Source organism: Vibrio sp. 1288, assembly GCF_033344475.1.
This window is the reverse complement of the sequence record NZ_JAWPOX010000009.1, coordinates 38287-58857: the sequence shown is the minus strand read 5'-3', so window position 1 is coordinate 58857 and position 20571 is coordinate 38287. Positions and strand designations below refer to the sequence as shown.

The following is a 20571-nucleotide window of genomic DNA, read 5'->3' as shown; positions in this document are numbered from 1 at the left end:
TCCACCGACAAAAAGCAGAACCTCGGTTCTGCTTTTTTGTTACGGCTACTCATTTAATGGCTCCTATTTGCATCGCAAAAGTGAGTTACATCTCATCTCGTTCATTTCTAAAGGGTTTAGTTATCACAACGTGATGTTAATGCTTTGTTCGAGGGACTCGTTGACTAGAATGTCGCCAGAATTCAAAGGAATGAATCATGCAGCTTCATGCGATTTTTTTATATCCAGAGAAAGCTAAAGCCATAAGAAGGAGTGGTTTTGTGATCGATAAAGTTTGCCCCGTCGTTCTACGTAATCAAAATCAAGAGATCCTACTTTTTAAACATCCGTTGGCGGGTGTTCAGCTCGTCAAGGGCACTGTTGAAGTGTTTGATGAAAGTTACATCATAGCGGCCAAGCGGGAGCTCGCTGAGGAGTCTGGTATCACACATGTTCGTTCCGCACGATATTTATGCTCATGGGACAGTGGCTTTCAAAATCAAGCATGGCATTTTGTTTTGTGTGAGTGTGCTGATCTCGCTAATTCATGGCTGTTTCATACGCAAGACGATGGTGGACATGATTTCGCGTTCTTCTGGCACGATGTCGAGAGCGGCCTTCCCGCGAATGCACATACTGTGTTTCAGCGCGGGCTGGAAAAGGTACGAGAGTTGCTAAACCAAGGCGTGATTTAAAGGAGGATTCTGTCGTTGCATTGGCGGATTTGGGACAATGACAAAGCAAACACTATGCTTCTACTAGAAGCAAATAAAGAAGGTAGAGTAGCCGTTACTGTTCTCATCGTGTTGATAATGGCACTGTCGATCTCAAAAATGGCGATGAGATTACAAATGTTTAAGTGACTTCTATATGCTTTGCTCATTCATTCAGATAAGGAAACGGTAATGGATAAATTCGTCTTGTTTCTCTTATGCCTTTTTATGACAGTTGGCGGAGTGGTTCATCTTTATGACAACATTGTTGGTGGCTTTTTACCTTACGATTTTGCGCCACGCTGGTTGAATATGTATTGGAGCGCTTTGGGACTATTGGACTTATTAGCAGCGTATCTATTGGTCAAGCATCGCCGCTCTGGCATAGTCGTTATGTTATTGATTCTTATAACCAATGTTATCTTTAGTTCCCACGCTCACTATACATTAGAAATATTAGATAACAACGTCGCCCTACAAATGAAGACACTGTTTTTAGGGTTCTCATTTGGGGTATCTATCTGGTTATGGAATGCGCGAAAACATAGTCAATCGCGCCAAATATTTCGTTAATTATTATTTTCACAACACTCGATTAAGGATTGTAAACAGGGACTCGTTATGAACGATTTTAAAGACTTGGCCAGTTTTGCTGGTTTCAGCGTACTGACAGGTTTGAGCTTTGCCACCACTTTCTTCAGCCTTGCTTTTCTATACAGCTCAATAGAGGCACAGCAAGTAATGAACACCAATGCTTTGGCATGTGCAGTGCTTGGTGTTGTTGGTTTATTTGTTGGTATTACTCAGTTAAACAAAAAGCGTCAGCTAGCAGAAACCTAATCTGTTCTTACACATCATGAGGATGAAGTAGTGTTTAACAGGGGTTTAGGCTTGGTCTATTCGTTTTGTTGACATACTTCATCCAACAATATTTTTTCAACCATTACTTCTTCTCTTTATTGTAGCGAAAGGGCTGCGTTAACAGCTTATCTAATCTTTGCTCTTCTTCGTCTCTAATTTCCGGCACACCAATAACAACATCTTCATGACCCAACTTAGGCTGAGCTCGGTATGTCCCAAAAAAGCGGTCCCAAACTGAAAGGAAAAAACCAAAGTTTGAGTGGGTCTCTTTTACTATCACTGAATGGTGCACGCGATGCATGTCTGGTGTAACGATGACGTTTCGCAGTTTTTGGTCCATAGATAAAGCCAGTTTTGCATTACTGTGATTAAACATCGCGCTCGCATTAAGCACAATTTCAAATACCACAATTCCGATAGGTGAAACACCTAAGATAAACACGGCTGCAATTTTTACTCCCATTGAAATGATTATTTCGAAGGGATGAAAGCGTGCGCCTGTGGTGACGTCTATGTCGAGATCGGCGTGATGCATTCGGTGAATCTTCCACAGCGGTTTTACATGATGAAAGACAACATGCTGAGCGTAAATGACGAAATCAAGCAAAATGACGGTTAGAAAAATATTTAACCAAGCGGGGAGGGACAGAATATTCAGCAGCCCCCATTGTTGCTCCTGAGCTATGACCGCAGCTTGAAAGGCGGCGATAGGCATGATTAAAGCAATAACTAGGCTGTTAAAAGCAACCAATGACAAGTTATTGACCCAACGAAACCTGCGCGAAGCGGTCAGTGTTTTTCTAGGCAATTTGTTCTCCCAAATGGCACAAAGCAATAATACGCCAAGGAAAAAGCCTAATCTGAGCCATGAGGGTTCTTGAAATGTCGTTTCTGTCACTGTCATTCCCTTATTTATTTCTTTATCTATGACCGAGATAAGAGTGAAATTATTTCAACACACTGCTGATGGGCTTATCTTGAGGCGAAACCATAATATCAGTAGAATCGCGCTCTACTTTTTACTTGGCATTACTTACCATGAGAATTCACGCTTTCCACCGTTTATATCAGTACCGACAATCTATCTCAACCAAGCCTTTCAACGCGCGTGGATGTAAAGTGGTTCGTTGCCAATATTGCCAGGTTTCTGAGCAACACTGTTTGTGCGACCTTCAGCCAAACATCAAGGCCAATATTGCATGTATGTTGATTGTTTCTGAAAACGAAGTGTTTAAGCCAAGTAATACCGGTCGTCTAATCGCTGATACGATTCAAGAGACTTACGTGTATCAATGGAACCGAACAGAACCGTCTGAAGAGATGCTAGCGCTACTACAGGATGACAGTTACCAACCGGTGATTGTATTTCCTGCAGACTATGTGGATGATCCCTCTCGTTTAATTGAAGATCTAGAGCCAGGGCGATTGGTAAAAGAAGATGTCGAGAACAAAAAATGGTTGCTGATCTTTATTGATGGTAGCTGGCGTGAGGCGCGAAAGATATTCCGTCGTTCTGATTTTCTTAAATCTTTGCCTGTGCTTTCCATTGAGCCGGAATCTCTGTCTGAATACATCATGCGCCGCTCCGAGAATGATCAGCATCTTTCAACCGCCGAAGTCGCGACATTAGTTTTAAAACAAGCTGGTGAGCCTAAAGCTGCGGAATGCCTTCAATTGTGGTTTGAAGCCTTCAGAGAAACTTACATGCTGAGCAAGACTCGAGTCAAAAACGACCCTAACCAGCCACACTTGAAACGTTTCAAAGAGTGGATGAAAACCGAGAGCTGACTCTAAGGAATGAGCTTTTGTTGATGGTATGTTGTTCAACTGGCTTCGGTGAGGGGATAAATCTGCATTCGGTCACGGTTTGCAGGCGTACAGATATGGATAATGCCATCAGTTTATACTTTTGACTCTAGCCATTTTTGAGAGTCGTTTGAAGCATTTTTTAGGAGAGAAATACATGTATTACGGCTTTGATGTCGGTGGCACTAAAATTGAATTTGGTGCATTTAACGAGAAGCTTGAGCGTGTAGCGACGGAACGTGTACCTACACCAACAGACAACTACGAGCTGCTGGTTGATACCATTGCGGAATTGGTGAATAAATACGATACAGAGTTTGGCTGCGAAGGTACGATTGGTCTTGGCTTGCCAGGTATGGAAGACGCCGATGATGCAACGGTACTAACAGTTAACGTTCCTGCGGCAAAAGGCAAACCACTTCGTGCTGATCTGGAAGCTAAAATCGGTCGCAGCGTAAAAATTGAAAACGATGCAAACTGTTTCGCGCTTTCTGAAGCGTGGGACGAAGATCTTCAAGATGAACCATCTGTACTAGGTTTGATCCTTGGTACTGGTTTTGGCGGTGGCTTTATCTACGAAGGTAAAGTATTCTCTGGCCGCAACCACGTAGCGGGTGAGGTGGGTCACACACGTCTTCCTATCGACGCATGGTTCCACCTGGGTGAAAACGCACCATTACTTGGCTGTGGCTGTGGCAACAAAGGCTGTTTAGATAGTTACCTATCTGGTCGTGGTTTCGAGCTTCTTTACGCGCATTACTACGGCGAAGAGAAGAAAGCGATCGACATTATTAAAGCGCACGCAGAGGGTGAAGAGAAAGCAGTAGAGCACGTCGAGCGCTTTATGGAGCTGCTAGCAATCTGCTTTGCAAACCTGTTTACTGCAACAGACCCACACACCGTTGTACTTGGTGGAGGCTTATCTAACTTCGAATTGATTTACGAAGAGATGCCAAAACGCATCCCTAAACACTTATTGTCTGTGGCTAAGTGTCCTAAGATCATCAAAGCAAAACACGGTGATTCAGGTGGTGTACGCGGCGCTGCGTTCTTAAACATCAAGTAATGACTTAAACCTTACTCGATATAAAGTAAGAAGAAATTTAAAGCCCCGTTTAGACTTTCAAGGTTAAACGGGGCTTTTACTTATATACCTAAGTAATTTCGGTATGCTCGGGTATAGATCATGAACAAAAGTAGCATGCATAAAAAACTCACGACGAATCGTGAGTTTTCTGTTTGCAGCTAAGCTTATTTGTTCTTTTTGCCTACGCCTAGGTTTTCTTTTTGAGCTAGGGTGATTTTACTAAAGCCTAATTTTCTGAAGTAGTTGTCGCGGTAGTTGCGCACTGCTTTAGTGTCAGACACTGCTTCGATTTGTTGCTCCATCTTTAGGAACTCAGTGATATCGATACCTTCTGCCTCGGCAACTGCTTCTTGAATGTTGCGGTGTTGCTGGTATGAGAATGTCAGTTCTTTGTCTTGGTCTTTGTAAGTGTAAAGAATGGTGCGAGCCATAGCTGTCTCTCTGAAAAGGTTTCTGTATTAAACAAAAAGGCCAGACTCGCTGACCTTTGAATTTCTAGTTTGAGCTAGATTCTGCCTTGAAGTGGGATAATTGTCACGCTTTCTCCCGCTTTTACTGTATCAATAGCTGGGGAGATTTCGATCAAACAGTTTGCCTCACTCATTGAGCGCAAAATACCAGAGCCTTGCTTGCCTGTTGTACGAACGGTTAAACGGCCAGTTGCATCCAGTTCATAGACGCCACGGCTAAACTCGGTACGACCTTGTCGAGAGCGAAGGTTTTCAGTCGCGATGGCATTCACTTTCAGAGGCTTCCAGCCTTGTTCGCCTTGCATCTTACGCAGTGCAGGCTCGACAAAGTTAATGAAAGAGACCATCACGGCAACAGGGTTGCCCGGCAGACCAAAGAACGGCTTGTTGTTGATTTGACCAAACGCGAGTGGACGTCCCGGACGCATGTTGATTCGCCAAAAATCGATTTGACCAAGTTTATCCAAGGCAAGTTTGATGTAATCCGCATCACCAACAGATACGCCACCAGAAGTCATAACCACGTCCGCTTGCGCCGATGCGTTTTCCAACGCTTCAATCATTAACTGTTCGTTGTCTTCCAGAATACCGAAATCCAAGATCTCGCAGCCGAGCTTTTCAAGCATGCCCATGATGGTAAAACGGTTGGAATCGTAGATAGAATTCGCTTTTTGCTCTGTTCCCGGTGCTTGTACTTCGTCACCGGTGGAGAACACGGCAACTTTCAATTTGCGGAATACATTCGCTTCACCAAAGCCAAGCGAAGCGATCATGCCCATCTCTGGAGAGGCGAGGCGAGTACCTGCGGTAAAGACGTCACTGCCGATAGCGAGATCTTCACCTGCTTGACGAACGTTTTGGCCTGCTTTGATATTCGCACCGTTAAAAGTGACCTTGTCACCTTCTTGAATGGCTTGCTCACGCATGACCACTGTATCGCCGTTACGTGGTGTTGGTGCGCCAGTCATGATCTTAACTGCTTGACCAACTTCCAGAGGCTGCTCGTAAGCATGGCCCGCCATCACTTCAGCAACCACTTGGTAGCTATCACGGTCAACATCATCACTGCGGATGGCATAACCGTCCATCGCGGAGTTGGTGTATTGCGGCACATTTACTGGTGAAACGATATGTTCCGCAAGAACGCGGCCATAGGCGTTTTCAATCTTGCATGCTTCTATTTCCGAAACCGTGTTCACCAAAGAAAGGATTTTCTCTTGGCCTTGAACCACAGAAAGGAAAGCAGGAGAAAGGGTATCGCAACATGCGGCTTCTTTCTCTTTGTTTTTTGGTACTTTCGCTTCTTGAACATACTGAATAACGAACTGAGCAATCGCTTCAAGATCATTGATGTTCATTTGTGGCAGTTCAGAGTCCAACTCGCCGCCGTCTGAAGCGATAGCGATGATGTTTTCATCGTTTGGATAAAGCCAAGGCTTGCCGACTTCTTCACGGTGCAATTCGATTTTAGGAAACGCGATGTTTTTGCAGCCTTCGACCAAAACCACATCAAGCATGTCTTCATCAAAACGTGTTAATAGGTATTCAAACTCCGCTTCGGCTTCTGGCGTTTCTGTCATTAACGCAAAACGGTTGCGAGAAGCAATCAGCATTTGAGATGCGCCAGCTTTGCGTAAACGGTAGCTGTCTTTACCCGGCTTATCGACATCGAAGTTGTGATGAGCATGTTTTAGCATGCCAATGCGCAGGCCCGCTTCAGTTAGCTTTGGCAATAGGGCTTCAAGCAGTGTGGTTTTGCCTGTGCCTGAATAAGCCGCAAAACCAAGAATAGGAATGTTTAGCGTGTGTTTCATGATTCTAATTGTCCAAATTGCGCCAGTTCTTCCGGAGTGTTCAAGTTGACGAAACAGTTTGGTGAGTCGCTAAAGTCAACGTAACTGGTGTTGCACTCTTTGTAGAGCAGAATGATTTTGCGGTCGCCACGTTCTAAAAACGCGGTGAGTTTTGGCAGTACGCGCTTGTGGTAGAGCGTAAAAACAGGTTGCTGATGGTCACCATCATGCGCGACCAAAATATCGCTGTCTTCTTTGACAAACTGGCAGAAACGCTCGACAAGGTCGGTGTTAATTTGTGGACTATCGCAAGGTACAAATCCGACCCAGTCAGTTTCAGCATGCATCAAACCCGCGTGAATACCGCCCATAGGCCCAGGGAAATCTTTGAATTGATCACTAAATACGAAACCAAATTTGCTGTACGCATCTTGGTTTCGGTTGGCATTAATTAAAATGCGTGGAGTTTGTGGAGATAAACGTTCAATAACGTGTTCGATGAGTGGCTTCTGATTTAACTCAATCAGACCTTTATCTTTTCCACCCATACGGCTGGCTTGGCCACCAGCCAAAATGACCCAACTAGTTTGTGTTGGTTGAAGCATATGCATTCTCTTGGGATGTTTCTTTTGGTATGACATACAACAGAGGAGACTCTATCAAAGTCTTGTCTTTAATCCACCACTGTTTTTTACATAAGTCGGTCAGTGCGTTGGCCTGATGGCTTGTCACCACGATACTGGAACCACGATCCAAAAGATCTTTCGCCATCACCACCAATCGTTCAATGGATTCTTGGTCTAAAGACGCACTTGGCTCATCCATCAACAAAATCGACGGTTTTAAGATCCAAGCCCTTGCCATGGCAACGCGCTGTTTTTCACCGCCGGACAACACGGAAATATGTTCGTCCGCTAAGGTTTCTAAACCTACCATGCGCAGCGCGTGAATAACTTGAGCTCGCTTATCTTTTTGCGTGTCTTGTTGATATTTCACTCCATAGACTACGTTTTCATATACAGTGCCGTCAAAAAGGTAAGGGGATTGGTGGAGATAAATCACATCGACACGACCATTGCGACGCGTCAGTCTTTTTAGCCACGTATCTTTTGGCGCAACAACATCACCAGTAGAGGGTTTGAGCAAGCCAGCAAGGATTTTGAGTAGGGTAGTTTTGCCCACACCATTGTCACCCTTGAGATAAATGGCATCATTTGGGCCGATGGCTAACTCAGGGATGTGGAAAAGCACACGCTCTTTAAAGCGCATGGATAACTGTTCGGCGGTGATTTTTATAGTCATAATTCGCCTCGACATGGGGTTAATGGTGAGTCGTTTGTTTGCTTCATGTTCTATGTTCTGAGGTAGCCTTTGCCTCTCATGCTTGATAAGAAGAAGTTTAGAGCCAACGCTAAAGATAGTAATACAATTCCTAATGCAACTCCTTGCGCAAAAGCACCTTTACTGCTTTCCATTGCGATAGCCGTGGGAATATTTCGCGTCACGCCCATAATGTTCCCACCAACCATCATTGAGCAGCCCACCTCGGTCACGATACGTGAAAACCCTGCAATGATAGCCGCAAGTAGAGGAAAGCGGGTTTCCCAAATCATCGTAGCTGCCAAGCGCGGAATGGAGACGCCCAGCGTGATGGCAGTTTCCACTGCACGACGGTCGCTAGATTGTAATGCACCATGCATCATCGATACCAAAACAGGGAAGCAGATCACCATTTGGCCGAAGATCATTGCCTTCTGAGTGAACAGCATTTGCCAGTCTCCCCAAGGGCCAGCACGCGACAGCAACATGTACAGCAACAGGCCAATCACCACGGTAGGGACCGCTTGCAGCGTATTTACGATCGACAACAAAAACCATTTACCGCGAAAGTCGGTATACGCCAGTACAAAGGACATCAAAATAGCCGGCAATACCACTAGGGATATTGCCGTGATAGAAACACTAAAGGAGACCGCAACGATCTCCCATAGGTCTGCATCAAAATTCACCAGTAAGCGAAGCGCTTCCAGTGTTGTATCAGCAAGATTCATATTGCGTTATTTGCTCTCAGCATTCGCAACAAACAGTTGTTTACCGTTTAGGCGGAAACCATTGATAAGTTCCTGTCCGCGAGGGTTTACCAACCAATCACTGAATGCCTTCGCACCTTGGTAGTTAATCGTTGGGTAACGCTCAGGGTTAACAAGAATAACTTGGTACGGGTTAAACAGTTTTTCATCGCCTTGGAACAGAATTTCTAGATCCAATTTGTTTTGGTAAGCCAGCCATGTGCCGCGATCCGTCATGGTGTAGCCTTGCATTTCAGACGCCATGTTTAGAGTTGGGCCCATACCTTGACCTACGCTACGGTAGCCACCAAAGTTCGGTTCGATTTTAGTTTGAGCCCAGAAGCCCATTTCTTTTTTGTGTGTACCAGAATCATCGCCGCGAGAGATGAACGTTGCGTTTTTGTTTGCGATCTCTTTGAATACATCTAACACGCCTTCGTCATTTTTGATTGTTGCTGGGTCAGCTTTCGGGCCTACAATCACAAAGTCGTTGTACATTAGCTTGCGAGGTAAAACGCCGTAGCCTTTCTCAACAAATGCGCCTTCAGCTTTTGGTGCATGTGTCATCACCAAATCTACGTCACCGTTTTCGCCCATTTTTAAGGCTTTACCAGTACCTGCAGCAATAACATCGACTTTGTAGCCCGTGTCTTTTTCAAATTGTGGAAGCAGGTAATCAAGTAAACCTGAATGGTAAGTACTGGTTGTGGTTGCAAGGCGAACATGTTCTCCGTCTTGAGCAGAAAACGCAGAGTAACTTACAAGCGTGATAGACGTTGCAGCCAGAGTTAGCGCAATTTTTTTCATTTTTATGTGTTCCTTTCCAATGATTCTTTGGAATCTCTCCAGGTTTTAGGGAGAAGCCTTTTTGGACGAGAGCGATTAGCGTAATACGCAAGTTGTCTTAGGGTGTTGGAATAAGCAAACATCAACATCCTGAGATCACTTAAATGCGCTCCGTATCCACCTTATAGCAAACAAGATGCCAACCTTTTACAAGCTTAAAGTGCTTGGTTTATGCACTAAATCATGGGGTTATTTGCATAAAAGTTTGCGTTGGTACAAAATGTCGCACTTTTTGTAGGGTATCTCTGTTTAAACTTGGTACACTCTGTCCCATCGAAATCCATCTGGGGTAAATATGTCTACTCAATCCCATCTTAGTACAAACCAACAATATAGCGCCTTTTCCGTACTGGTCGTCGATGATGAATTAGGCATGCAAGCCATCTTGAAAAAGGCATTGGGTAAGCTTTTTTCACATGTCGATACAGCTGGTAGCATCGAAGAAGCAGAACAACTGCGTAATTCTCGACATTATGATCTGATCTTACTGGATATTAATCTGCCAGGGCGTTCTGGAATTGAGTGGGAAGAAGCGTTTGAAGATGATGACAAACGTGCCGATGTGATTTTTATGACGGGTTATGCGGATTTAGAAATTGCCATTCGAGCGCTACAGCTCGGTGCTTCCGACTTTATCCTCAAACCATTCAACCTTGAGCAGATGTTAAAAGCGGTCAGTCGCTGTATGGATCGCCGTTTGAACGAACGCATGCAGTACGCCATGACACGCGATTACCAACGTCACAATACCTCAGAGATCATCGGCGGCTCAGAAAAAACGCGTCTGCTTAAGCAACTTATTAACCAATTTGCACCATCACGCGCTTCTGTTTTGGTGGAAGGTGAGTCGGGTACGGGTAAAGAACTAGTTGCACGAGGTATCCACCAGGCGAGTGGGAGAACGGGCCCGTTTGTGCCAATCAACTGCGGCGCGATTGCACCAGAGCTTTTAGAAAGTGAGTTGTTTGGTCATACATCGGGCGCGTTTACCGGTGCAAAAAAATCGCGTGAAGGTTTGTTCCGTGTTGCGAACGGTGGCACCTTATTTCTTGACGAAATCGGGGAGATGCCACTTGCAATGCAGGCATCATTATTACGTGTGTTAGAGCAGCGTACGATTCGCCCTGTCGGTTCAGAAAGAGAGATCAGTATTGATGTCCGTATTGTTGCCGCCACCAACCGTAATCTGCAAGAAGAGGTCAATCAAGGTAATTTCCGCAGTGACCTCTATTACCGTTTAAACGTTCTGAAAATTGAAGTGTGTCCGCTGCGAGAGCGCAAAACCGACTTATTTGAGTTGGTGCCATTTTTCAGCAACATGCTGACGCGCGAGCTCGGTATGCCTGCGCCCAAATGGGCTCACGAGGATATGGAAGCCATGAGTGAGTACGATTGGCCGGGAAACATTCGTGAGCTCAAAAACTTGATTGAGCGTTGTATCTTGCTTGGCAAACCACCTGCACACTATTGGCGAGAGCTGAATGGCGGGCATTCACTGCCTAATGTATCGATTACTGTTTCTCACTCTGCTGAGTTACCAACCTTTAGAGAAGGCAAAGAATTTACTGGCGAAGGCTATCCAAACAGCTGGACGTTAAAAGAAGTCGAGAAAGCACATATTAAACAAGTCGTTAACTTGCATGAAGGCAATAAGTCTGCTGCTGCTCGTGACTTGGGCGTAGCTCGCAAGACCTTAGAACGTAAGTACAAAGAATGGGATTCTGAGGGTGAGGAATATGCCGACTAACGGCCCACAGCACAAAGGATTGTCAAAATGGACGCACCGTTTTAAAACCATGGTGCGTTATCGCTTGTTATTCTTAACCTCTGCGCCGATTTTCCTCACATTGTTAGCTCTGATCGGCATTACCATTTATTGGTCTATTCATTACACGTGGCAAAATGCGCTGCTTGATGTCTCGGAACGTCTTGGTGTTGCAAATAACAGTGTAACGTTGTTACAGCAAAAGCAAGCCAATTACGTGCGGGCGTTTGCCGATTCGTACGATTTCCGTATTCGCATTAATAAAGGAACGCCACAAGGTGACCTGCAAAAGTGGGTCACAGAGCAGAAGAAAAGATATGCTTTAGATTTTCTCTCTTTCCAACGCGTTAATTCCATGGAAAACAAATTCCGCTTTATGGATCTCACCAAGCGCGAATCGTTTTTTGATGTACTCAATAAAGAAGAACTCGAACGCCTCGATCCTGAACTCGCCAAACGAGCAGAAGTGCCTATTCTTGCTGATGGTGACAGGGAGGCGCGTGGGTTAGTCAGTCGAACCGTGATTCCGGTATACAGCCAAGCGAACGATTTGATCGGCTTTCTTGATGGTGGTTTGCTCCTTAACAACAGCACAGTGCTGGTGGATCAAATCCGCGATCTCATTTACTTAAGTGATAATGACCGCCTTCGCCCTGTGGGTACGTTGACGGTATTTCTCGATGATTTGCGTGTGAGCACCAACGTTCCTTTAGACAGCGATCATAGACTAGGGCGCGCTATAGGCACTCGCGTGAGCGCCGAAGTGTATAACCAAGTACTTTCTAAGGGTGAACAGTGGGTTGATCGCGCTTATGTGTATGACGCTTGGTATATTACGGCGTATCAACCAATCAAAGACCAATACGACAATGTTATTGGTATGCTTTATACCGGTTACCTCATGTGGCCATTCGTTAAAGCCTACATGACCAACATTGCCGAAATCAGCTTGATTACGGTTATGTTATTGCTGGTTTCTGGCGTGATGGTATATCGCGGTTCTTATGATCTGTTTCGACCGATCGAACGCATTCACAAAGTGGTGAAGCAGGTCCAACAAGGTAAAGAAAAACGGATTGGCCCGTTAGGATTAGATGCCGATCATGAACTTGCGCAGTTAGCCAGACAGTTTGATGATATGTTAGACGCGCTAGAAGAGCGCAAAATTGAACTGAAAAACTCCGCAGCTCAACTTGAATGCAAAGTTCAAGAGCGTACGGCAAGCCTGAGAGAAAAAACCCAAGATCTTGAACTGCATATTCAATTGCTCAACCAAACCCGCGACAAACTCGTTGTTCATGAAAAACTGGCAGCGCTGGGAGAACTCACCGCGGGGATTGCTCACGAAATTAATAACCCAACCGCCGTGATTCTTGGCAACGTAGAATTGATCCATTTTGAATTGGGTGACGATGCAAGTCGAGTACAAGAAGAAATTGATGCGATTCACGCGCAAATTGATCGTATCCGCAATATCACACGCAGTTTATTGCAATACAGTCGCCAAGGCGGTGTTCAAGATGAAATCACTTGGCAACATGTCAATCCTATTATTGATGAAAGCATCACCTTGGTTAAAACTGGCACCAAGAAACGCGACGTTGAGTTTGTGACTGACCTACAAGCGCATACGTCCGTTGAGATAAACCGTCACCACTTGCTACAAATCTTAGTTAATTTGCAAATGAACGCCATTCACGCAATGAGCGGTAAAGGAACTTTAACAGTAGTCAGTGAAGACTGGATTGAAGAGGGTGAAGTGAAAGGAGCTGCGATTCATGTTATCGATGAGGGCTGCGGTATTAAACCAGAAAACTTGAGTCGAATCTTCTCGCCATTTTACACAACGAAACGAGAAGGCACAGGGTTAGGGCTATCGGTCTCCCAAAGTATTCTCAGCCAAACGGGTGGTGAGTTAAAAGCAGAGTCTGAATGGGGAACAGGCAGTAAATTCAGTATTTATTTACCTAAAAAAGCCGAACTGATCCTAGAGGTGACGAACATCGCTTAGTCACTTTTTTTGAAGCATTAATGGAAAAAGAGCCACTGACGATAGTGGCTCTTTTTTGTATTTAATGACGCATTTATGTTTACGCTTTTGCTTCTTAGAAACCTTACAATGATTTCACTTGGAGTGAATTAATAAAAACAACACTTGCAGTATGTAGCATGAACAAGTACCGTTGCCCGGTTTTTCTAAATACACCCCAATTGCTAAGGTAAAGGTTTTGATCTCCACAGCGAATATTACTCAACAATTCGGCGCTAAGCCGCTATTCGAAAACATTTCAGTTAAGTTCGGCGAAGGCAATCGCTATGGCTTAATTGGAGCTAACGGTTGTGGTAAATCAACCTTTATGAAGATCCTCAGCGGCGAGCTTGAGCAAACCAGTGGTAACGTAAGCTACGATCCAAACGAGCGCGTTGCAAAACTGAACCAGGACCAGTTCGCTTACGAAGAATTTACGGTAATCGATACCGTTATCATGGGTCATAAAGAGCTATGGGAAGTGAAGAAAGAGCGTGACCGCATCTACTCACTTGCTGAAATGAGCGAAGAAGACGGCATGAAAGTTGCTGACCTAGAAGTTCAGTTCGCGGAAATGGATGGTTACATGGCAGAAGCAAAAGCGGGTGAGCTTCTTCTTGCTGTAGGTATCCCAATGGAGCAACACTTCGGTCTAATGAGTGAAGTAGCACCAGGTTGGAAACTTCGTGTGCTTCTAGCGCAGGTTCTATTCGCAGACCCAGATGTGATGCTTCTTGACGAACCTACCAACAACTTGGACATGGACACAATCCGTTGGTTGGAAGACACGCTAAACGCGCGTAACTGCACAATGATCATCATTTCGCACGACCGTCACTTCCTAAACTCAGTATGTACACACATGGCTGACTTGGACTACGGTGAACTACGTGTTTACCCAGGTAACTACGACGAGTACATGACGGCGGCTTCTCAAGCTCGCGAACGTCTACTAAACGACAACGCTAAGAAGAAAGCACAAATCGCTGAGCTACAAACTTTCGTTGCGCGTTTCTCTGCAAACGCATCGAAAGCAAAACAAGCGACATCTCGTGCGAAGCAAATCGACAAGATCAAATTGGACGAAGTGAAAGCGTCTAGTCGTCAAAACCCATTCATTCGTTTTGAACAGTCTAAAGAGCTGTTCCGTAACGCTCTGATTGTAGAAAACCTGAGCCAAGGTTTTGAAGAGGACTTGTTCTCAGACTTCAATGCAATTTTTGAAGTGGGAGAGCGCGTTGCGATCATCGGTGAAAATGGTGTGGGTAAAACAACACTTCTAAACACGCTTGCTGGTGTACTTGAACCGCGTGCTGGTGAGTTCAAATGGTCTGAAAATGCAAACATCGGTTACTACGCGCAAGACCACGCGCATGACTTTGCAGAAGATATGAATCTAACGGATTGGATGGGTCAATGGCGTCAAGAAGGTGATGATGAGCAAGTCGTTCGTGGTTTCCTTGGTCGTATGCTGTTTGGTCAAGATGACATTAAGAAGTCAGTAAAAGTACTGTCTGGTGGTGAGCAAGGTCGTATGCTGCTTGGTAAGCTAATGATGCACAAGCCAAACATGCTGCTAATGGACGAACCAACCAACCACATGGACATGGAATCAATTGAATCTTTGAACACCGCGCTTGAGCAATACAAAGGCACGTTGTTCTTCGTCTCTCACGACCGTGTATTCGTAGACTCGTTAGCAACGCGTATTATCGAAATCCGCGATGGTAAAATCACAGACTTTAAAGGCACTTACTCTGAGTTCCTAAAATCTCGTGGCGTTGACGCGTAATTACTCGCAAAGCGTTTAAAAAGCAAAAGCCTCGCTATTTAGCGAGGCTTTTTTGATATTTGGCCTTAATCCTTAAACTGACCGGTTATATACGCATAGAGCCCGACCACGCCAAAGGTAATAATCATAGAAAGCATGATACCGCTGGGCGTAAGCAGAAAATTCCACAATTGGTCATTATTCATAGTCCACATCCTCTGTGAATCCGCATTATTGGTTTTAGTTTACACTGAAAAGGTGTTATTGGTTGCCTTTTACATCAAATTCAACCTTGTCGGCTCCTGTAAACACTTGGAAGCGCAAACCTTTCGCACGCGCAATGGTCGTAATACCAAATTGCTTCGCTAGATCTAACCCCATTTGAGTAACGCCAGAGCGAGAAAGCAGAACAGGAATGCCCATTTGAGCCACTTTAATCACCATCTCTGATGTAAGGCGACCAGTTGTGTAGAAAATTTTATCTTCACCGGTTTCTTGGTTAAGCCACATTTCACCCGCAAGCGTATCAACTGCGTTGTGACGACCAACATCTTCCACAAAAGACAGTACTTCGTTGCCTTTACACACTGCACAGCCATGCACAGCGCCCGCTTTTTTGTAGGTATCGTTGTAATGCGTCAACGCTTCAAGCGCCGCGTAGATTTCAGATTGCTTTAAAGGCACTTGTGGCACTTGGTAATCTTCAAGCTGCTTCATCACGTTGCCGTACATAGTGCCCTGACCACAGCCAGACGTCACCGTCTTCTTCTTCAGCGCGCCTTCTAAGTGCTCAGTATTTTCTTTGGTGATAACCGCAGCTGAGTGTGTTTCCCAGTCAATAATGACCGATTCAATCGCTTCAGGATCAGACAAGAAGCTCTGGTTCTTTAAATAACCCAACACAAGTGCTTCAGGACGCGAACCTAGCGTCATGAGCGTGACCACTTCTTTCCAGTTCAGCATGACCGTAAGAGGACGCTCGCAAGCGATTTGCTTCGTGAGCTTTTCGCCGTACTCGTCGTACACATCGACTTCAATGGTTTGCAGGGGATTTTCATTGGTTTTAATAATATTTGGTTTCAGCACAGTCGTGTCCTAGTGATTAAGAGCGTTAGGTTGCTACGCATTTTAGCTTGTTAAGTGGCTAGCAAATCTCATTCCAAAATAGCGGTTCCCAAAGAAATTGCGAGGTTTTATGTCAACAATGCATTAAAACTGCGAGTTCGCAGTAATGACACATCAATACATTTGAGTTTCGTCTAGTTTGGTACTTATAGCCTGAGGGAGTATATAGACTAAGTTATATCAGCTTGGCGCGTTTATTGCTTCGAAGACAATAAAAATGGTCGAAAACGGGGGCAAAATGTCCTGTGTGTTTTCAGACCAAAAATAGAAAGACTGGGTGAGTTATGTCGGATAAGAAAGATTTCGAAAAAAATTACGAAAAGACTGAGGATACATGGCCAATCGGCGTAGAGCTTGTTGAGCATGAGATCAGTACAGGGATTTGGGTGACAACCCAATGGCAGTTGACAGGATTTGCGCTGAATCCGACGGAAGAGACTCCAGATGTTTGTCCGTTGCAATTACATAAAGATGAACGTACAGACTACCGCTTTAACTTAAGCTCTCTGCAACCTAAACTCTTTTTAGTGATGGATAACGTCGAGTCTGGTGAAAAACCAGCGATACAGTTACTGACGGCTTCACAATCTGTTGCGGCGCAATATATGGATGGTGATAACCTTGTACTATCTAACGATATGCCGTTAGCCGTTCAGGCTTGGATGGAAGCCTTTATCGGTCGCCACGGTGAGTTGTTAGAAGTAAGACGTAAGAAACGCAAAGGAGCGGGCAGAGCAAATGGCAACTAGTTTTTTAAGCCGTTGGTCGAAACGTAAGTTAGAAGAATCTTCCCAACATGATGAAGAGATCACGCCGATAGCAGAGACGGCGCAATCCGAAGATAGTGTCACAGCGCTTTCAAACGCTGACGAAAGCTCAGATGCTTTGAACGTCAATGAGGATAGTCAGGCTCCAGACATTACCGCGAGTGTAGAGACTGAAAAAACCGAAGAAATGTCTGTGGCGCAACTGCTGGTTTCTGAAGCCTCAGAAAGCGTCAAGAAAGCTGCGCTGCGCAAAATGTTCTTGTCCGAAGAATTTAACGTGCGTGACGGCCTAGACGATTACGATGATGATTACAGTAACTTAAAGTCACTTTCTCAAGACGTCGCTGAGACGCTGCGTGATTGGGTTAAAGACAAAGTGGAAGACGAACCAGACGCTGAAACTGCGCAAGGGGCTGAGCTTAACGTTAACGATATCGCATCTGGGGTAGTTGAAGACGCAGAGTCAAACACCGACAAAAGTGGCCAAATTACTCAATATGAAAATGAACTGTATATAAATACAGTTCCTGGCGAAAGTGATACTTTTGCTGAAGAATCACAGCCTAACGAGGTGAGACAAAATATACCACACAAAGAATAGGTACATTTTGACTAAACACTCAATGAGCCGGCTGAGACAAAATGTCTCAACCGGTTTTTTTATCCCTACTATTTGTCAGTAAAATTGATAACCTATTGATTTTTAGTTGATATTTTATTGGCATGACACTTGCTATCTGTTGCTCAATACCAATCTGGTTGAAGTTAGTACGGACGCACTGCGTAGTATTCATCGCCTATAGATGGCGGAATAAGAATGCTCATTGATAAGTTAATCAGCAGAATCTCCGGCGCTAACTACACTAAGAGATGGAAAAGACTATCCATGTTCATAAATGGAATTGAGCAATGCTGAAACAATTATTAGAACAAGCAACTTCCAATAACGGTAAAGCGAGGCTGTACGCTTTCGAAAATACCGTAGAGTTGACCAATCTTATTCCACCAACCGTAAGCTATGAAAGCGGTGGTAATACTTTGATTGTGGGCCCAACAGCAATCATCGAAAGTGCGGCAGCGCAATTGTCGCAAATGAACAGCCTAACGCTGCTTTCTACCGATGGCGAAAAGGGCACAAATCCCGAGCTTTATTACGCCAATTCGGTTCAGGTTTCAGGGTTCTTAGGTACGTTTGAAGTTCTGATTGAAAATCATGGTTCGACCAACAATCTTGCCAAGGTCGCGATCAATAGCGATTGTTTCGATATCGTACTCGATCTTTGCCTTAACAGCTGCATGTCGGAAGAAGTCCCAGTACCGGGCTACTACCCAGTAGGTCGTGGCTATCCGAAACTGGCTGAAGCGTTGGAAGAGATTCCAACCTTAATGGGGACGTTCGATAAACCGAAATTCTTCCGTTTAGATACCGATTTATGTGCACACAGCTCTCGTGGCGTAAAAGGTTGCGAACGGTGTGTGGATGCTTGTCCGGCAGGGGCACTATCGAGTGAAGGCAGCGACAAAACGGGCCATCGCATCGAGATCAACCCATACCTATGTCAAGGCGTGGGTACTTGTGCTACAGCGTGTCCGACAGAAGCGATTCATTACGCACTGCCAAACCCTGAAGATACGCAAAAGTTTATTGAACGTACGCTCGCCAACTATGAGCAAGCGGGTGGTTTAGATCCTATCGTATTGATTTGCAGTTCTCGCCACGAGAGCTACAACGTGATGGCACTAAAAGCACTGCCAGATAATGTGATTCCAATTGTGGTGGAAGAACTGCCTTCGGTTGGTATTGATACTTGGTTCGCCGCGCTTGTGAATGGTGCTACTCAGGTGCTGTTTGCGGCTTCACGTTTTATGCCTCAAACCATTATTCGTGTGCTTAATAGCGAAGTAGGTATTGCTCAAGAGCTGCTCGGTCAGCTTGGTATCGCCAAAGAAACCATCGACATTCTGTATCTAGAGTCACTACGTGAAGGTGCTCCGACACTTTGTACTGAGTCTTTTGATTTGGCATTAGGTGATTTGCAAGGTAACAAACGTCAGCGTCTATTTACGGCCTTGGATGCGTTGTCCGCATCACGTATTCCAGTTGAGAACATTGTTGAACTTCCAGCGAACGCACCTTACGGCACAGTCTCTTGTGAAAGTAAAGGTTGTACGTTGTGTATGAGCTGTGTGGCGGTGTGTCCAACACGTGCATTGCATACGGACGGTCGATCTCCGTCGCTTAAATTCGTCGAGCAAGACTGCATTCAATGTGGGCTGTGCGAGAAAGCGTGTCCAGAGAAAGTGCTGACGCTTACTCCTCGTATGAACTGGGTGAAAGAAGAACGCCAGAAAGCGGTTGTGATTCATGAAGAAAAGGCAGCCGAGTGCATTCGTTGTCACAAGCCTTTTGCTCCGCAATCGATGATCGACATGCTACAAAACAAGTTACGCGGTCACTCTCATTTCTCTGATGAAGCGGCGATCAATCGTATCGCGATGTGTGAAGACTGCCGTGTGATCGACATGTTTGAGTCGATGGCAGAAGACCCAATGAAACAACTGAAATACTAGGAGCTCGCAGTGGACACACAACAAGAACAAACACTGAGAACAGACATTTATCTCGTTCTATCTGCACTTTTTCGTAGTGCGCCTAGTGATGAAATGCTGACGTTCCTGAAATCGCTAGAAATTGAACCGTCTGAGAGCGCGATGCAAAAAGCTTGGCTCGCACTGCAACAAGCCGCGAACGAAGCGCAGCGAGAAGCGTTAGAAGAAGAATATCAAGATCTGTTTATTGGCATTGGACGTGGTGAAGTTGTGCCATTCGGATCTTGGCATCGCACTGGCTCGATGATGGAAAAACCGTTAGCGGAAATTCGTCGCGATTTGGATCTTTTAGGCATCGAACGAGAAGAGAACGTGAAAGAGCCTGAAGACCATATTTCTGCACTGTGCGAAGTGATGGCAATGCTGACGGGTGAAGAGGAAGAACTTCAACAAGCGGTGTTTAACAAACACATCGCCCCTTGGTTCCAATCTTTTACGCGCCAACTAGAGAACGCAGAAAGCGTGAACTTCTACAAGCCAGCTGCACAGCTTTGCGATGCGTTTTTAACGTTAGAGCAAGTGCGCTTTAGCGTGAACACCAAAAGCAGTAAGAACAAATTAAAAATTGATGTGAAAAACGTCACTGATTACGAGTAATCGAGCAGTACTTGGTCATATCGATAGAGAGGCATGAGTCTCCAAAGATCTACCGTAAGGTAAGGAAGCAATGATGAAAGATAATAAAGAAATAAACACAAGCCGTAGGGATCTCCTAAAAGGCTTCACAACCGCTGCCGTTGCTGGTGCTGTTGTTGCGGGAACCACGAAAGTGGCCGTTGCTTCAGAAACGGTTGAGCCTTCTGAAAAAGACGTGAAGAAGAAAGGGTATCGTGAAACACAACACATTCGCGATTACTACGACACACTTTAGGAGATAACG

Annotated in this window: 21 protein-coding genes; 13 read left to right on the top strand and 8 right to left on the bottom strand. The window is 45.0% G+C overall.

All coding sequences use genetic code 11. The annotated features are described in order from the left end of the window. Nucleotides 1-260: 260 nt before the first annotated feature. The 3 genes from R8O11_RS08925 (at nucleotide 261) to R8O11_RS08915 (ending at nucleotide 1532) form a co-directional block, all read left to right on the top strand. Nucleotides 261-674 (top strand): NUDIX hydrolase, encoded by a 414-nt coding sequence (locus R8O11_RS08925; RefSeq protein WP_025766662.1) that lies wholly within the window; start codon nucleotides 261-263, stop codon nucleotides 672-674. 210 nt (nucleotides 675-884) lie between these two features. Next, nucleotides 885-1265, top strand: coding sequence for a hypothetical protein (locus tag R8O11_RS08920; protein WP_025766661.1), 381 nt, complete (start codon nucleotides 885-887; stop codon nucleotides 1263-1265). A 48-nt stretch (nucleotides 1266-1313) separates the two neighbouring features. Next, nucleotides 1314-1532 carry a hypothetical protein gene (locus tag R8O11_RS08915; RefSeq protein WP_318194088.1) on the top strand — a complete coding sequence of 73 codons (219 nt, stop codon included), beginning with the start codon at nucleotides 1314-1316 and terminating at the stop codon, nucleotides 1530-1532. A 103-nt stretch (nucleotides 1533-1635) separates the two neighbouring features. On the opposite strand, the gene R8O11_RS08910 is transcribed toward R8O11_RS08915, so the two are convergent. Then, nucleotides 1636-2451, bottom strand: coding sequence for a sterol desaturase family protein (locus R8O11_RS08910; protein WP_031777247.1), 816 nt, complete (start codon nucleotides 2449-2451; stop codon nucleotides 1636-1638). A 140-nt stretch (nucleotides 2452-2591) separates the two neighbouring features. Here R8O11_RS08910 and R8O11_RS08905 point away from each other — a divergent pair, with 140 nt between their 5' ends. Together R8O11_RS08905 and nagK are read left to right on the top strand one after the other, a co-directional pair. Beyond that, complete coding sequence (locus tag R8O11_RS08905) at nucleotides 2592-3341, top strand: tRNA-uridine aminocarboxypropyltransferase (RefSeq protein ID WP_053350551.1); 750 nt, start codon at nucleotides 2592-2594, stop codon at nucleotides 3339-3341. Between the two features lie 175 nt (nucleotides 3342-3516). Further along, the gene (gene nagK / locus R8O11_RS08900; protein ID WP_005377586.1) at nucleotides 3517-4425 is read left to right on the top strand and encodes an N-acetylglucosamine kinase; all 909 of its coding nucleotides are present in this window, start codon (nucleotides 3517-3519) and stop codon (nucleotides 4423-4425) included. 185 nt (nucleotides 4426-4610) lie between these two features. On the opposite strand, the gene R8O11_RS08895 is transcribed toward nagK, so the two are convergent. The 6 genes from R8O11_RS08895 to R8O11_RS08870 all read right to left on the bottom strand — a co-directional run bounded on the left by R8O11_RS08895 (nucleotide 4611) and on the right by R8O11_RS08870 (nucleotide 9585). Next, entirely contained in the window at nucleotides 4611-4877 is a 267-nt protein-coding gene (locus R8O11_RS08895; RefSeq protein WP_005377584.1) for a DUF2960 domain-containing protein, read from the bottom strand. Between the two features lie 74 nt (nucleotides 4878-4951). Next, nucleotides 4952-6730: a bifunctional molybdopterin-guanine dinucleotide biosynthesis adaptor protein MobB/molybdopterin molybdotransferase MoeA gene (locus R8O11_RS08890; protein WP_191116138.1), complete on the bottom strand. Its 1779-nt coding sequence runs from the start codon at nucleotides 6728-6730 to the stop codon at nucleotides 4952-4954. After that, nucleotides 6727-7314 (bottom strand): molybdenum cofactor guanylyltransferase MobA, encoded by a 588-nt coding sequence (gene mobA, locus R8O11_RS08885; RefSeq protein ID WP_005377572.1) that lies wholly within the window; start codon nucleotides 7312-7314, stop codon nucleotides 6727-6729. Before mobA ends, R8O11_RS08890 begins: the two co-directional genes overlap by 4 nt. Continuing rightward, complete coding sequence (locus R8O11_RS08880) at nucleotides 7292-8011, bottom strand: energy-coupling factor ABC transporter ATP-binding protein (RefSeq protein WP_025766658.1); 720 nt, start codon at nucleotides 8009-8011, stop codon at nucleotides 7292-7294. The genes mobA and R8O11_RS08880 overlap by 23 nt, the downstream gene beginning before the upstream one ends. A gap of 50 nt (nucleotides 8012-8061) precedes the next feature. Further along, nucleotides 8062-8760, bottom strand: coding sequence for an ABC transporter permease (locus R8O11_RS08875; protein WP_005389524.1), 699 nt, complete (start codon nucleotides 8758-8760; stop codon nucleotides 8062-8064). Nucleotides 8761-8766: 6 nt separating this feature from the next. Continuing rightward, on the bottom strand, nucleotides 8767-9585 hold the full coding sequence (locus tag R8O11_RS08870) for a substrate-binding domain-containing protein (protein ID WP_005389522.1): 819 nt from the start codon (nucleotides 9583-9585) through the stop codon (nucleotides 8767-8769). A gap of 334 nt (nucleotides 9586-9919) precedes the next feature. On the opposite strand from R8O11_RS08870, the gene R8O11_RS08865 reads away from it, so the two are divergent. From R8O11_RS08865 to R8O11_RS08855, 3 genes are all read left to right on the top strand, one after another. Next, nucleotides 9920-11371, top strand: coding sequence for a sigma-54-dependent transcriptional regulator (locus tag R8O11_RS08865; RefSeq protein ID WP_064353911.1), 1452 nt, complete (start codon nucleotides 9920-9922; stop codon nucleotides 11369-11371). After that, on the top strand, nucleotides 11361-13400 hold the full coding sequence (locus R8O11_RS08860; protein WP_005389520.1) for a cache domain-containing protein: 2040 nt from the start codon (nucleotides 11361-11363) through the stop codon (nucleotides 13398-13400). Before R8O11_RS08865 ends, R8O11_RS08860 begins: the two co-directional genes overlap by 11 nt. 217 nt (nucleotides 13401-13617) lie before the next feature. Continuing rightward, nucleotides 13618-15210, top strand: coding sequence for an ABC-F family ATPase (locus R8O11_RS08855; protein WP_025766654.1), 1593 nt, complete (start codon nucleotides 13618-13620; stop codon nucleotides 15208-15210). Between the two features lie 240 nt (nucleotides 15211-15450). On the opposite strand, the gene R8O11_RS08850 is transcribed toward R8O11_RS08855, so the two are convergent. Beyond that, nucleotides 15451-16275: a formate dehydrogenase accessory sulfurtransferase FdhD gene (locus R8O11_RS08850; protein ID WP_318194087.1), complete on the bottom strand. Its 825-nt coding sequence runs from the start codon at nucleotides 16273-16275 to the stop codon at nucleotides 15451-15453. Nucleotides 16276-16598: 323 nt separating this feature from the next. Between R8O11_RS08850 and R8O11_RS08845 the strand changes: the two genes are divergently transcribed. The 5 genes from R8O11_RS08845 to R8O11_RS08825 all read left to right on the top strand — a co-directional run bounded on the left by R8O11_RS08845 (nucleotide 16599) and on the right by R8O11_RS08825 (nucleotide 20562). Beyond that, complete coding sequence (locus R8O11_RS08845; protein WP_017634910.1) at nucleotides 16599-17063, top strand: DUF3305 domain-containing protein; 465 nt, start codon at nucleotides 16599-16601, stop codon at nucleotides 17061-17063. Beyond that, nucleotides 17053-17682 carry a DUF3306 domain-containing protein gene (locus R8O11_RS08840; RefSeq protein WP_258474870.1) on the top strand — a complete coding sequence of 210 codons (630 nt, stop codon included), beginning with the start codon at nucleotides 17053-17055 and terminating at the stop codon, nucleotides 17680-17682. Before R8O11_RS08845 ends, R8O11_RS08840 begins: the two co-directional genes overlap by 11 nt. A 308-nt stretch (nucleotides 17683-17990) precedes the next feature. Next, the gene (locus R8O11_RS08835) at nucleotides 17991-19652 is read left to right on the top strand and encodes a 4Fe-4S dicluster domain-containing protein (RefSeq protein WP_017634908.1); all 1662 of its coding nucleotides are present in this window, start codon (nucleotides 17991-17993) and stop codon (nucleotides 19650-19652) included. Nucleotides 19653-19661: 9 nt separating this feature from the next. Beyond that, nucleotides 19662-20288: a molecular chaperone gene (locus R8O11_RS08830; protein WP_203346072.1), complete on the top strand. Its 627-nt coding sequence runs from the start codon at nucleotides 19662-19664 to the stop codon at nucleotides 20286-20288. Between the two features lie 73 nt (nucleotides 20289-20361). Continuing rightward, the gene (locus tag R8O11_RS08825) at nucleotides 20362-20562 is read left to right on the top strand and encodes a twin-arginine translocation signal domain-containing protein (RefSeq protein ID WP_005396171.1); all 201 of its coding nucleotides are present in this window, start codon (nucleotides 20362-20364) and stop codon (nucleotides 20560-20562) included. The last annotated feature ends 9 nt before the right edge of the window (nucleotides 20563-20571 follow it).

What these genes read in the sequence shown, in the direction of transcription:
- R8O11_RS08835 (WP_017634908.1), top strand. Translation starts at nt 17,991, where the DNA reads ATGCTGAAACAATTATTAGAACAAGCAACTTCCAATAACGGTAAAGCG.
- R8O11_RS08875 (WP_005389524.1), bottom strand. Translation starts at nt 8,760, where the DNA reads ATGAATCTTGCTGATACAACACTGGAAGCGCTTCGCTTACTGGTGAAT.
- R8O11_RS08865 (WP_064353911.1), top strand. Translation starts at nt 9,920, where the DNA reads ATGTCTACTCAATCCCATCTTAGTACAAACCAACAATATAGCGCCTTT.
- R8O11_RS08825 (WP_005396171.1), top strand. Translation starts at nt 20,362, where the DNA reads ATGAAAGATAATAAAGAAATAAACACAAGCCGTAGGGATCTCCTAAAA.
- mobA (WP_005377572.1), bottom strand. Translation starts at nt 7,314, where the DNA reads ATGCTTCAACCAACACAAACTAGTTGGGTCATTTTGGCTGGTGGCCAA.
- R8O11_RS08845 (WP_017634910.1), top strand. Translation starts at nt 16,599, where the DNA reads ATGTCGGATAAGAAAGATTTCGAAAAAAATTACGAAAAGACTGAGGAT.
- R8O11_RS08890 (WP_191116138.1), bottom strand. Translation starts at nt 6,730, where the DNA reads ATGAAACACACGCTAAACATTCCTATTCTTGGTTTTGCGGCTTATTCA.
- R8O11_RS08840 (WP_258474870.1), top strand. Translation starts at nt 17,053, where the DNA reads ATGGCAACTAGTTTTTTAAGCCGTTGGTCGAAACGTAAGTTAGAAGAA.
- R8O11_RS08905 (WP_053350551.1), top strand. Translation starts at nt 2,592, where the DNA reads ATGAGAATTCACGCTTTCCACCGTTTATATCAGTACCGACAATCTATC.
- R8O11_RS08880 (WP_025766658.1), bottom strand. Translation starts at nt 8,011, where the DNA reads ATGACTATAAAAATCACCGCCGAACAGTTATCCATGCGCTTTAAAGAG.
- R8O11_RS08860 (WP_005389520.1), top strand. Translation starts at nt 11,361, where the DNA reads ATGCCGACTAACGGCCCACAGCACAAAGGATTGTCAAAATGGACGCAC.
- R8O11_RS08920 (WP_025766661.1), top strand. Translation starts at nt 885, where the DNA reads ATGGATAAATTCGTCTTGTTTCTCTTATGCCTTTTTATGACAGTTGGC.
- R8O11_RS08870 (WP_005389522.1), bottom strand. Translation starts at nt 9,585, where the DNA reads ATGAAAAAAATTGCGCTAACTCTGGCTGCAACGTCTATCACGCTTGTA.
- R8O11_RS08895 (WP_005377584.1), bottom strand. Translation starts at nt 4,877, where the DNA reads ATGGCTCGCACCATTCTTTACACTTACAAAGACCAAGACAAAGAACTG.
- nagK (WP_005377586.1), top strand. Translation starts at nt 3,517, where the DNA reads ATGTATTACGGCTTTGATGTCGGTGGCACTAAAATTGAATTTGGTGCA.
- R8O11_RS08915 (WP_318194088.1), top strand. Translation starts at nt 1,314, where the DNA reads ATGAACGATTTTAAAGACTTGGCCAGTTTTGCTGGTTTCAGCGTACTG.